The organism is Flavobacterium sedimenticola, assembly GCF_030053345.1.
Classification (GTDB): Bacteria; Bacteroidota; Bacteroidia; order Flavobacteriales; family Flavobacteriaceae; genus Flavobacterium; species Flavobacterium sedimenticola.
Genome location: NZ_JASGBP010000003.1, coordinates 96,305 through 108,565, shown reverse-complemented (window position 1 = coordinate 108,565; position 12,261 = coordinate 96,305). Strand labels below are relative to the sequence as shown.

General features: G+C 39.3%; 12 protein-coding genes. 11 read left to right on the top strand and 1 reads right to left on the bottom strand.

The genetic code is table 11. The features are described from left to right. The first annotated feature begins 13 nt into the window (after positions 1 to 13). The 11 genes from QHT84_RS06775 (at position 14) to QHT84_RS06725 (ending at position 11,597) form a co-directional block, all read left to right on the top strand. Complete coding sequence (locus QHT84_RS06775) at positions 14 to 970, top strand: MlaD family protein (RefSeq protein ID WP_283238799.1); 957 nt, start codon at positions 14 to 16, stop codon at positions 968 to 970. 10 nt (positions 971 to 980) lie between these two features. After that, positions 981 to 2,288: a (Fe-S)-binding protein gene (locus tag QHT84_RS06770; protein WP_283238798.1), complete on the top strand. Its 1,308-nt coding sequence runs from the start codon at positions 981 to 983 to the stop codon at positions 2,286 to 2,288. Between the two features lie 124 nt (positions 2,289 to 2,412). Beyond that, on the top strand, positions 2,413 to 2,859 hold the full coding sequence (locus QHT84_RS06765; RefSeq protein ID WP_283238797.1) for an LNS2 domain-containing protein: 447 nt from the start codon (positions 2,413 to 2,415) through the stop codon (positions 2,857 to 2,859). 54 nt (positions 2,860 to 2,913) lie between these two features. After that, positions 2,914 to 3,705 (top strand): (Fe-S)-binding protein, encoded by a 792-nt coding sequence (locus tag QHT84_RS06760; protein ID WP_283238796.1) that lies wholly within the window; start codon positions 2,914 to 2,916, stop codon positions 3,703 to 3,705. 58 nt (positions 3,706 to 3,763) lie between these two features. Next, on the top strand, positions 3,764 to 4,246 hold the full coding sequence (locus tag QHT84_RS06755; protein ID WP_283238795.1) for an ABC transporter ATPase: 483 nt from the start codon (positions 3,764 to 3,766) through the stop codon (positions 4,244 to 4,246). Positions 4,247 to 4,258: 12 nt separating this feature from the next. Further along, entirely contained in the window at positions 4,259 to 7,261 is a 3,003-nt protein-coding gene (locus QHT84_RS06750; protein ID WP_283238794.1) for a glycoside hydrolase family 3 N-terminal domain-containing protein, read from the top strand. Between the two features lie 333 nt (positions 7,262 to 7,594). Then, a complete protein-coding gene (locus tag QHT84_RS06745; RefSeq protein ID WP_283238793.1) occupies positions 7,595 to 9,037 on the top strand; it encodes a hypothetical protein in 1,443 nt (480 codons plus the stop codon). A gap of 13 nt (positions 9,038 to 9,050) precedes the next feature. Then, complete coding sequence (locus tag QHT84_RS06740) at positions 9,051 to 9,458, top strand: hypothetical protein (RefSeq protein ID WP_283238792.1); 408 nt, start codon at positions 9,051 to 9,053, stop codon at positions 9,456 to 9,458. Positions 9,459 to 9,489: 31 nt separating this feature from the next. Beyond that, complete coding sequence (locus tag QHT84_RS06735; RefSeq protein WP_283238791.1) at positions 9,490 to 9,900, top strand: hypothetical protein; 411 nt, start codon at positions 9,490 to 9,492, stop codon at positions 9,898 to 9,900. A 138-nt stretch (positions 9,901 to 10,038) separates the two neighbouring features. Beyond that, on the top strand, positions 10,039 to 11,172 hold the full coding sequence (bshA, locus tag QHT84_RS06730) for an N-acetyl-alpha-D-glucosaminyl L-malate synthase BshA (protein ID WP_283238790.1): 1,134 nt from the start codon (positions 10,039 to 10,041) through the stop codon (positions 11,170 to 11,172). Further along, complete coding sequence (locus QHT84_RS06725) at positions 11,169 to 11,597, top strand: hypothetical protein (protein WP_283238789.1); 429 nt, start codon at positions 11,169 to 11,171, stop codon at positions 11,595 to 11,597. Before bshA ends, QHT84_RS06725 begins: the two co-directional genes overlap by 4 nt. A 47-nt stretch (positions 11,598 to 11,644) precedes the next feature. On the opposite strand, the gene QHT84_RS06720 is transcribed toward QHT84_RS06725, so the two are convergent. Next, positions 11,645 to 12,133 (bottom strand): hypothetical protein, encoded by a 489-nt coding sequence (locus QHT84_RS06720; protein ID WP_283238788.1) that lies wholly within the window; start codon positions 12,131 to 12,133, stop codon positions 11,645 to 11,647. Positions 12,134 to 12,261: the final 128 nt, after the last annotated feature.

Genomic DNA, 12,261 nt, shown 5'->3' with positions numbered 1-12,261 from the left:
AAAAACAGTAGCATTGAAAATTACCAGAGAAATCAAAACCGCCATTTTAGTTATAGCTTCCATTTTATTGTTTATTTGGGGATATAGCTTTTTGAAAGGAAGAGACTTGTTGTCGAGTTACAACAAGTATTATGTAAAATATGACAATGTTGACGGATTGAGTGCTTCTTCACCGGTAACTATCAATGGTTTGGTGGTAGGTAAGGTCAATTCGATTGAATTGCAAAAGGATTGGACGTCCTTGGTAGAGCTTCAGGTAAAAGGGGATTTCGGTATTCCGAAAAACAGTGTAGCCGAATTGTATTCTCCCGGACCCATAGGCGGGAAACAAATTGCCATTTTGCCCAACACCACAACACAAGAGGTGGCCCAATCGGGAGACTTTTTAAAATCGGGTAGTAAATTAGGCTTAACTGAAGAGGTTTCCAAAGAAATCAAACCGATTAAAGACAAGTTGAATTTGGTTTTGGAAAATGCCAATAAAATGCTTGTCAATATTAATCAGGTTTTAGACGAAAAAACCAAACAGAATTTAAGAAGCAGTCTTGAGAATTTGAATGCCACTTTGGCCGAGTTCAAGCAAACGTCAGAATCGGTGAATACCATGATTGCCGATAACAAAGGCAGAATCAATTCGACCCTGGCCAACGTAGAAAAAACATCGGCCAATATGGGCAAGATTTCCGATTCTTTAGCTAAAGCTAACATCGGGCAAACGGTTAAAAATTTAGAAAAAACGTTGGCTAATGTAGATAAAATCTTAGCCGATATGCAATCGGGTAAAGGAACTTTGGGGAAACTGGCTAAGGATGAAACCTTATATACCAACTTTACCAAAACATCCAAGGAATTGGAATTGTTACTTCAAGATTTGCGTTTAAATCCGACACGCTATGTGAATGTATCGCTGTTTGGAAAGAAGAACAAACCCTATAAAGCTCCGGTAAACGATACACTTAATAAAAAGTAAACTCTTCATCATGATGTATATTGACAACATACTTTTTGCCATCATTCTCCTCGCAGGCATTGGTTTTTTTGCCAAAAATGTAAAAAAACTGTCCCGCAACATTAAGTTAGGACACGATGTTGACCGTTCCGATAATCCTTCGGCGCGATGGAATAACATGGCTATGGTGGCTTTAGGACAATCTAAAATGGTAAAAAGACCCATAGCCGGGTTTTTACATATAATTGTGTATGTCGGATTTATCATCATCAATTTGGAGGTTCTCGAAATCATCATCGATGGATTGTTCGGAACGCACCGGGTATTCTCGGGCATGGGTTCGTTCTACGGCTTTTTGATTGGTTCTTTCGAGATATTAGCCGTATTGGTATTAGCCGCCGTACTTGTTTTTTGGGCCAGAAGAAACATCCTCAAATTACAACGTTTTGCGAGTTCAGACTTAAAAGGTGCTCCCAAGAAAGATGCCGATACCATTTTGTATTTCGAAATCGTATTGATGTCTTTGTTTTTGATTATGAATGCCACCGATTTGAGCTTTCAAGCCCTGAATTCCGGGAACATTATTTCGAAACATATCAATCCATGGTTTGCATCACTCGATATAGTTCAGGTCGAAATGATTGAAAGAATCGCTTGGTGGTTACACATCATCGGCATTTTAATCTTCCTGAATTATTTATACTATTCGAAACATTTACACATCTTATTGGCGTTCCCGAATACCTATTTTGCGGATTTAAATGCCAAAGGCAAATTCGACAACGTAGCGAGTGTCACCAAAGAAGTTAAACTAATGATGGACCCGAACGCCGATCCGTTTGCGGCCCAACCGGTTGACGAAAATGCGGTACCAGCCAAATTTGGTGCTTCGGATGTAACCGATTTAAATTGGGTACAATTACTCAATGCTTATACGTGTACCGAGTGTGGTCGTTGTACGTCTTCCTGTCCGGCGAACCAAACCGGCAAGAAATTATCGCCGCGTAAAATTATGATGGATACGCGCGATCGTTTGGAAGAAGTAGGGAAAAATATCGATGCCAACAAAGGTGTTTTTGTGCCCGATGGCAAATCGTTACTCAACGATTACATCACTACCGAAGAATTGTGGGCGTGTACTTCGTGTAATGCGTGTGTGGAAGAATGTCCGGTAAACATCAGTCCGTTATCGATTATCATGGATATGAGAAGGTATTTAGTGATGGAACAGAGTGCGGCGCCACAATCGTTAAATGCTATGATGACGAACATCGAAAATAACGGTGCACCATGGCAATACAATCAGATGGATCGATTGAACTGGAAAGACGAAAATTAACCCGAGCGCATAGCGCGAATTGTATTGAACGAAGAGAAATAAATTAGATAAAAGGATGAATTCTCATATTTGTGAGGCTTGGGAATTTGTCGAATGAATTTGAAACACGATAAAAAGTAACAAAATGAAAGCGGAAGACATTGAAAAGAATTTGCAAAGCATCACACAAAACGGACAGCATTTGAGTCCGATTTTACCGGAAGGCATCAAGAATTATTTAATCGACATCGACGGTACCATTTGCGATGATATTCCCAACGAAGAACCGGAACGAATGCTCACGGCTGAGGTGTATCCTGATGCATTGGTAACCCTGAACAAGTGGTACGATGAAGGTCATATTATTTTCTTCTTTACCTCGAGAACCGAAGCGCATCGAGAATATACCGAGCGTTGGCTCAAACAACACGGGTTCAAATACCACGGTATTTTATTCGGGAAGCCACGCGGCGGAAATTACCATTGGATTGACAATCACTTGGTAAAAGCCACACGTTATCGCGGAAAATTTACCGATTTGGTCGAAAAAGAAGTAACCATTCAGGTGTTCGATGATGAGCATCATGAATAAAATCAGATAGTAAATTTCAGGTTAGAGCCTTTGAAATTTTTAAATTGAAATTGTATGAGTGAAGTATTAAACGTGCCGACAATGGCAGAAATGATGGCGCAAGGCAAACAACCCGAAGTATTGTTTTGGGTAGGCTGTGCCGGTAGTTTCGACGACAGAGCTAAAAAAATAACCAAAGCATTTGTACGCATTTTAAATCGTGCCAACGTTTCCTTTGCGGTTCTGGGTACCGAAGAAAGTTGTACCGGTGATCCGGCCAAACGCGCCGGAAACGAATTTTTGTTTCAAATGCAGGCCCTGATGAATATCGAGGTTTTAAATGCCTATGAAGCCAAAAAAATCGTAACGGCTTGTCCGCATTGTTTTAATACGTTGAAAAATGAATACCCCGAATTGGGTGGAACCTATGAAGTGGTGCATCACACCGAATTTTTAAAGCAATTATTAGATTCGGGACGCTTAACTATCGAAGGCGGTCAATTCAAAGGGAAAAAAATCACTTTCCATGATCCGTGTTATTTGGGCAGAGCCAATAACGTGTACGAAGCACCCCGAGATTTAATTCAGAAGCTGGATGCTGAATTGGTCGAAATGAAACGCTCACGTGCCAATGGTTTATGTTGCGGTGCCGGAGGAGCTCAAATGTTTAAAGAACCCGAAAACGGGAATAAAGACATCAATGTGGCCCGAACGGAAGATGCGTTAGAAACCCAACCCGAGATTATTGCAGCCGGCTGTCCGTTTTGCAACACCATGCTGACCGATGGCGTGAAAGCCAAAGAAAAAGAAGGCGCTGTAAAAGTGATGGATGTAGCCGAACTAATAGCTAATGCCGACGATTTATAATAGAAACCACTCTTGCCCTTTGTACAGTCGAGGGGCCAAATCTCAAATCTAGAATTCCATGTTTGTTCCTTTTGAAAATTTACCCGAAGAATCCCGAATTTGGATCTACCAATCCAATCGAAAGTTCTCTGATGCCGAGATTACCGAAATAGAGAATGAGTTAAAGACATTCCTCGAAAATTGGTCCGCTCACGGTACCGGCTTGGAAGCGTCTTATCTGGTTAAATACAATCGTTTTATCATTATAGCCGTAAATCAAGCGGTGCAACAAGCCACCGGATGCTCTATTGACACTTCGGTATCATTCATCCAAAGTTTAGAACAAAAATATCAGGTTGATTTGTTAGATAAAATGAATGTTACCTTCAAAAATGGCGAGCATATTGCCCATAAGTCGTTATTGGATTTCAAACGAATGGCTAAAGAAAAAGCCGTTACGGCCAATACCATCGTATTTAATAATTTAGTGAATACCATTGAAGAGTTTAACGATTGTTGGGAAGTTCCCGCTGCCGAAAGCTGGCATAGTCGCTTCTTTTAATCCTTGTTGTTGATGAAACAGTTTTTGTTCCGAATAAGTATATTCAGTGTCTTGTTATTGTTGGTTACCAATTGTGCATCCACCAAAAACAAGCAGCAAAAAACTGTGGTCAAAACAGAAGCTAACGTAATCTCAGAAGACAGCACCCCTTACATTAAAAAGGAGCGAAAAAACTTTTTTCCGGTGACCGATGCCGAGAATCGTTGGGTAGACAGCATTTACAATCAAATGACTTTTGATGAAAAGGTCGGCCAATTGTTCATGGTAGCGGCCTATTCCAATAAAGACACCCTTCATACCAATGCCATTAAAAAGTTGGTTCGCGATTACAAAATCGGCGGACTTATCTTCTTTCAAGGAGGTCCTAAGCGCCAAGCCCGATTAACCAACCAATACCAATCATTAGCCAAGATTCCTTTATTTATCGGTATCGATGCCGAATGGGGTATGAGTATGCGCTTGGATTCTACTTTTCGCTATCCGTTCAACATGACTTTGGGTGCTATAAGAGACCTAAAGTTGGTGGAGAAAGTAGGGGAAGCTATGGGAAAAGAGAGCAAAAGAATGGGGGTTCATTTTAATTTTGCCCCGGTTCTCGATATCAATACCAATCCTAAAAATCCCATTATCGGCTACCGTTCTTTTGGTGAAAACAAAGTCAATGTTACCGAGCACGCCATTGCTTTACTGAAAGGTGTACAAGGACAAGGGATATTTTCTACCGGAAAACATTTTCCGGGTCACGGCGATACATCAACCGATTCCCATAGTACGTTGCCGGTGGTTAACGCTTCGTTAGCCCATCTTGAAAATGTTGAGTTGTATCCTTACAAAAGAATGTTTGATGAGGGTTTGGTCTCAGTAATGGTGGCGCATCTTAATGTGCCGAGTTTGGAACCTCGCCCCGGATATCCGACTTCTATTTCACAACCTGTGGTAACCGGTTTGTTGAAGAAAGAGTTGAATTTTGACGGACTCATCTTTACGGATGCTTTAAATATGAAAGGCGCCAGTAATTTTAAGAAACCCGGTGATATCGATTTGGAAGCCTTTTTGGCCGGAAACGACATTTTGCTTTTTGCGGAGAATGTGCCATTGGCGGTTGAAAAACTTTGTGTGGCCTACCAGGACAGTCTTTTTACGGAAGACCGACTGGCCGAATCGGTGAAGAAAATTTTGCGGTATAAGTTTAAAGCCGGATTGCACCGGTACAAACCCGTAGAAGAAATTAATTTGTTTCACGATGTCAATCCCAAGTCCAATTTGGCACTTCAATATGAATTGTATGAAAATGCGGTGACAGTGGTTAAAAACGATGGCGAGATTCTTCCGATTAAAAACGTAAATCAAAAGATTGCCTATGTTAAATTAGGCGATGACAACCATTCCACATTTTTAAATACCTTAAAGAAATATACCGAGGTAACCGAAATAGCCGATACCAATGTAGATTCGCTGTTGGTTAAGTTGACCGATTACGAAACCGTGATAATCGGATACCACAAATCGGATAAATCATGGTGGAAATCACCTGAACTCAGTGTTGCGGAACTCCAACTTATTGATGCTGTGGCCGAACAAAAAAAGGTAATTATTGATTGTTTTGCCAAGCCCTATTCGCTGTCCCGAATTTTAAACTTTACCGATATTGAAGGCGTAGTCGTTTCGTATCAGAATGGCGATGTCGCTCAGGAAGTTTCAGCAGAATTACTATTCGGAGCCATTGGTGCGAAAGGTTTGTTGCCGGTTTCTATTAACAGTTTCTACAAAGCCGGTGACGGTGTTACAACGCGTCAGTTGGATCGTTTGGGCTTCAGCGTACCGGAAAGAGTAGGGATGGATTCCGATAAGCTCAGTCAAATTGACCTAATAGCACAAAAAGCTATCGATGGTAAAATGGCTCCCGGGATGCAAATTGTGGTGGCCAGAAAAGGGAAAGTTATTTATCAAAAAGCATTTGGCTATCATACCTATGATAATGCAACCAAAGTAAAAAATACCGACTTATACGATGTGGCTTCTTTGACCAAAGTAGTCGCTACCTTGCCAAATCTGATGCAATTGTACGACCATCACAAAGTGAGTTTAGATACCAAACTCGATGAGATGTTACCCGAGTTTAAAGGATCCAACAAACAGCACATTACATTTAAAGAGTTGTTGTCGCATTACGGAAGAATGCAGGCTTGGATTCCGTTTTACAAAGCCACTCTGGATTCGGCTAAGATGCCCATGGATAAATTTTACAAAAAAGTGTATACCGAAGGATTCACTAAGAGGGTTTCCGACAGTTTATTCATCCGTGATGACTACCATAATATCATCATGCAACAAATTATCGACAGCCCGCTCTTGGACAAAAAAGAGTACAAGTACAGTGATTTTACCTTTATTATTTTAAAGCATTACTTGGAAAAAGTTACCCGAAAATCGCTGGATAAACTTACCTATGACAATTTCTACAGCACGCTTGGGATGAATTATACCCTTTACAATCCGTTGACGAAAGTGGATAAAAAAAATATAGTGCCCAGTGAAATTGATACCTACTTCCGTCACGACACCATACAAGGGTATGTTCATGATATGGAGGCCGCTATGGAAGGAGGCGTAGCCGGTCATGCGGGTATTTTTTCCAATGCCATGGATATGGCCAAAATGATGCAATTGTTTCTTCAAAAAGGGACTTATGGCGGGTTACAGTATTTTTCTCCCGAAACATTTGATACGTTTAATACCTGTCATTTTTGTGAGGAAGGAAACCGTAGAGGATTAGGATATGATAAACCGCAAATCAACGGGGCAGGACCAACTTGTGGCTGTGTTTCCAAGTCGAGTTTTGGTCATACCGGCTTTACCGGAACTATGGCTTGGGCTGATCCTGAAACCGAGATTGTTTACGTTTTTCTTTCCAACAGAACCTATCCCGATTCCAATTTACCCAACAAACTCTCTAAGGAAAATATTAGAGAAGACATCCAAAAGATTATACAAGAAGCGGTTACAGAAAAATAATTTTCTGTTTTCTTGAAAATTTTGTAAGTTTTTTATGGTTTATTCAAAAACTTTTCCTAGCTTTGAGAGACCAAAATTTCAATTGTTCATTAAAGTAAATACCACACAAGTTCTTTATGAACAATCAGTTACGTCTAGTAATTGATCTTTAGTTTTTATTTGTCGCTTTTTTTAGTTTCTCCACAGTTGTGGAGTAGCAATAGTGTATCATTTTTCAAAATTATGCCTATGAAATAGTCAATTCCCTAAAAAGAGAAAGCCATCCCGGTAGGGATAGCTCTCGTAGTTAAAAAAACAATCTCTCACAAAAGTTTAATTTAACAAAACGAAATTATGAAAAATAATTTAAAAATCGCCTTACAATTATCAATTTTTTGTTTGGTGTTATTCATGACAAGTTGCGAAAAGGATTTATATGAAGATAAAATCCAAGACAATAGTTATAAAGTAAAAATGCTCAACTTTAAAGAATTTAAAGAGAAAACAGGTATGCATCGATTTGACAACAATATTCGGGTTCAACACACCATAGTGCAGTCCGACGGCAGAACAATTGAATTAAGGGATTTCGTTGTCGATACTTCGCTTGTTAAAGAAATGATAGCAGCCAATAAAACCAATTTTTCCCTAAAAATCATACCGCTTGAAGAGGCGGCCAATTCCAAAGAATTATACAATTTGGTCTATGAATACAACAATGGAGGTTGGAAGGAAACGGTTTACTTGTTGAAAGAAATGTTACAACCTACGGATGAAAAGAAGTATGAGACATTGGAAGTGGTTTTCGACAGCGAAGACACTTTAAACGTAGCCGGAGGTCGCTTTTACACTTGTTTCGGGGAAACCTATACTTTCCATTGTACCGGAACCGGTCCTTGTGCTACCGGGGTATGTGATTGGTGTTCGTTATGTGTGACCCGTTCTATAGCCACCGGATTGTGTTATCAAGATGAAGGGCTTACGTCACAGCCTTTATTTTTAGCCAATGACGGGATGGGTAATGGTGGTGGAGCCGCCTCTGAGACCGAATCAAATGCCACAGATGACAATTGTGATGGCTCTATTGAATGTTCCAGTTACAACTTGTATTTGCAATTTAAACTTTCACTCAATGTAGAGCAACGAGCTTATATCAACAATAACAGTTTAGAAAGTAATGCTATTTTGTATTTTCTGTCTGAAAATTTCTTTTCCGCACAAAGCAAAATTCACGCCAAGCAGATGATTACTTCCATGATGAACAACGACGGCTATTCGGGAGATGGCTATTTGGGAGATGGCGATGATACTAATGAAGATTACAATGGACCCAAAGAACATATCCCGCATCAAATTGTATTGAATGATGGCTCCACGGTGCAAGTAATTTTTGGAACGACTTCAACCGACAATGAAAGTGCCGATCAGGAAGTGGCAACCCGTTTAGTTGATGCAATTGTTTTTGCTCTAAATGAAGCGAATACCAATCTTCCTGCTTCTGAAAAGATAACTTCTATTTATGTCAAAGCAACAACAAATGGAATTCATAGTGAATATAGTAATCATGGTAAGGGAACCGCTGTTGATATTAGTAGGATTAACGGAAATAAAATCATCAATTTAGGAAATAACAGTCAGGTGGCTGCCTTACAAAATGCGTTTGATGCCTTTGAAGGAATTCGTGAAAACTTTGGTCCTCATTTCAGGCATAAGACATTTCCAAATGGATCCGTTAATTTAAATTGGCCGGTAGGTGGTCATCGGGATCACATCCATGTTTCTGTTCAAAGTAATTAACTTAAAATAGTATATGAAATCTTCTTTTTTATTTCTTTTTTTCTTTTGTAGCTGTTTGTGTATAGCTCAAAAAGTGAAGTGTGAATCTGTTCAGAATGAAGAACTAAATCGCTTTGCCGGTAGTATTTTTAGTTATAAGGAGCACCGGCTTAAAAACAATTCCGTTAGTACTTTTGTTGTGTCAAGTCAATTTAATCCTCATCAATTTGAACTCGATAGTGCCACACAAGATCTTTATATTTCTAACTGTCAGGATGGCGAGACCATTGATTGTAAATTGTATATTGTTAAAAACCTTGCATCCATTGAAGTAGAAGAAGTTACTGAAGACGATACTACTATCTCAATCAAGTTTAGTTATGGGAATGCAAAAGAAAGAGTGACTGAAAAAGTAGTTATTAAGTTATTCGATAGGAATTAGTTTATATGTAAAGCAATTTAAAAATTAAATTATGAAACACTTGTTATTCTTTGTTTTCGCAATACTTTCGGTAGGAAGTAACGCCCAGTCTTTAAAGGCCAAAGACCTGTCAAAAGACAAATTGGCCCAATTTGTAAATACTATTTCAGCCTATCAATCTTTTCCCCTGAAGCACAATTCAGTAAAGGTTATAACCACTTTTAATGCTCCCGGCAGTGCCGGAGAAGAAGGCACGGGTACGGTTTCCAACAACGTGTATCTTTCTGTTTGTCAGGATGGAGAAGAAGCTGTTTGTAAACTGGTTGTCTACGAAAATCTGATTAATCCTAAATTGGTAAATGTATCAGAAGACGACACTAATATAGTGGTGCAACTGAGCTACGGAAATGCTAAAGAGCGAAAAACAGAAAAATTACTTTTCCCGAAGGAATGGAACCCATAGTGTTCCTCAAACTAAAGACGTTTCCTAAAAGCACCTTCGGGTGCTTTTGTTTTTTGCGCTGCGGAGCCAAAATCTTTAACGAACTTTTACAATTTTGCCTTGGTATTTTAATTAAATTCGTACCAACAAAATTTGAATATGAAAATAGCCATTGTTTGCTATCCAACCTTTGGAGGAAGTGGCGTGGTGGCCACAGAGTTAGGACTCGAATTGGCACATCGCGGACATGAAATTCACTTTATTACGTATCGTCAGCCGGTGCGTTTGGCGTTACTCAATCCCAACGTGCATTATCACGAAGTCAACGTACCCGAATATCCGCTATTCCATTATCAACCCTATGAATTGGCCTTGTCCAGTAAGTTGGTCGACATGGTAAAACTCTATAAAATTGAATTGTTACACGTGCATTATGCCATTCCGCATGCGTATGCCGGTTACATGGCCAAGCAAATGCTGAAGGATGAAGGCATCGTTATTCCGATGGTTACCACGCTTCACGGTACCGATATAACGTTAGTAGGGAATCATCCGTTTTATAAACCGGCTGTGAATTTCAGTATCAATAAGTCGGATGTGGTGACTTCCGTTTCTCAAAGCCTGAAAGACGACACCTATAATTTTTTCAATATCAATAAAGAAATACACGTAATTCCCAACTTTATCGAGTTGGATAAAACGCGAAACGAGAGCTTGATTTCCTGTCAACGTTCGGTGATGGCTCAAAAAGAGGAGCGCATCATTACCCATATCAGTAACTTCAGACGCGTAAAACGAATTCCCGATATCATTAAAATCTTTTATAAAATTCAGGAAAAAATACCGGCCAAATTAATGATGGTGGGCGACGGACCCGAAAAAGCCAAAGCCGAGCAGTTGTGCAGCGATTTGGGCATAGCCGATAAAGTAATTTTCTTTGGCAACAGTAATGAAATTGACCAAATCTTATCCTATTCCGATTTGTTTCTGCTGCCTTCCGAAACAGAGAGTTTCGGCTTAGCAGCTTTGGAAGCTATGGCGTGGAGTGTTCCGGTGATTTCCAGCAACTCGGGTGGTTTACCCGAAGTTAATTTTGACGGAATTTCGGGGTATTTGAGCAATGTAGGCGATGTTGACAGCATGGCAGAGAATGCTTTGAAGATTTTGACGGATGAGGAAACGTTAAAGCAATTCAAAGCCAATGCATTGCATGTAGCCAAGCAGTTTGATATTAAAAACATATTACCTCTATATGAAAATTTATACGTTAAAGCGATAAAAGAAGCCCAATGAGAAACTTTTTTGCCATTTTAGCCGTCCTTTTATTTTTAACATCCTGTTCTTCTACCAAGCCTACAGCGTCAAAACCATTGTATGAAATATTGGCTGTTAATAATGATGGCGGAGCCGGAATCAAGTTTTATGAAGTGCTGACAGAACCCAAAGAAGTCCTGATGTTGTTGGGTGATGAAACATTAAGTCAAAAAATAAAAACCGACGATGCCAAAACCAGTAGTTTTTTGGTGCTTAACTCCGGACCAACCAAAGAGCCGTACAACCGAATCAAAATTGAAAAAATTATTGAAACCGAGACGGAAATTTTGGTCTATATTAAAGATACTCAGAAAAATACCGAGGCCGATCCTTCAAATGAAAACATCGTTCAGCCCTACACGGTGGTGAAAATCAATTCTAAAAAACCGATAGTTTTTAAATAAAAAAAGGCTTGCATTTGCAAGCCTTTTTTATGTATTTCACGAAATGATTACCATCTGTAACGGATACCCAAAGCAATATCAGGACCAAAACTATCATCTCTGTAATCATCCGAATTAAAGTACAATTCCGGACGGAAATCCAATGACAATTGTAGCGGAATGTCAAAATTATATTCAATACCGATATCACCCGCGGCTAGCAAAATAGTACCGTCATCTTTGTAACCGTTTTTATTGTAACTCCAGCTACCAATACCACCACCAACACCGGCATACCAATTAAATCCTTTGTCGATGTTCCAAACCCATTGATACAATCCAACCAATTTAAAAGCATCTACATCGTTACTGTCTCGCCAACCCAAGTCAAGTTCTAAGCGATTGTTTTTAGATAATCCTCTTTGGTAAGATACTTCTCCTCCAAAACCGTCATTGTCTCCTAAACGTAAACCTAAAGCATTTTTTGAAATGTCTTGAGCTTGCGTGCTGAATGCTAAACCTACTAACATGAAAGCACTTAGAAATAATTTTTTCATAATTCTTGAATTTATATTAAATATTTAAGTTCATAAAATTGTATTTGTAGTAACAATTTTACTAAAACAAAGATAGAGTATCTTAATAATACGGGTTTATAAAATATTTGTTAAAAGTTATAAAATTT

Bases quoted from the DNA above. Each gene is read 5' to 3' on its own strand.
- QHT84_RS06770 (WP_283238798.1), top strand. From the start codon at position 981: ATGATGTATATTGACAACATACTTTTTGCCATCATTCTCCTCGCAGGC.
- QHT84_RS06765 (WP_283238797.1), top strand. From the start codon at position 2,413: ATGAAAGCGGAAGACATTGAAAAGAATTTGCAAAGCATCACACAAAAC.
- QHT84_RS06760 (WP_283238796.1), top strand. From the start codon at position 2,914: ATGAGTGAAGTATTAAACGTGCCGACAATGGCAGAAATGATGGCGCAA.
- QHT84_RS06755 (WP_283238795.1), top strand. From the start codon at position 3,764: ATGTTTGTTCCTTTTGAAAATTTACCCGAAGAATCCCGAATTTGGATC.
- QHT84_RS06750 (WP_283238794.1), top strand. From the start codon at position 4,259: ATGAAACAGTTTTTGTTCCGAATAAGTATATTCAGTGTCTTGTTATTG.
- QHT84_RS06745 (WP_283238793.1), top strand. From the start codon at position 7,595: ATGAAAAATAATTTAAAAATCGCCTTACAATTATCAATTTTTTGTTTG.
- QHT84_RS06740 (WP_283238792.1), top strand. From the start codon at position 9,051: ATGAAATCTTCTTTTTTATTTCTTTTTTTCTTTTGTAGCTGTTTGTGT.
- QHT84_RS06735 (WP_283238791.1), top strand. From the start codon at position 9,490: ATGAAACACTTGTTATTCTTTGTTTTCGCAATACTTTCGGTAGGAAGT.
- bshA (WP_283238790.1), top strand. From the start codon at position 10,039: ATGAAAATAGCCATTGTTTGCTATCCAACCTTTGGAGGAAGTGGCGTG.
- QHT84_RS06725 (WP_283238789.1), top strand. From the start codon at position 11,169: ATGAGAAACTTTTTTGCCATTTTAGCCGTCCTTTTATTTTTAACATCC.
- QHT84_RS06720 (WP_283238788.1), bottom strand. From the start codon at position 12,133: ATGAAAAAATTATTTCTAAGTGCTTTCATGTTAGTAGGTTTAGCATTC.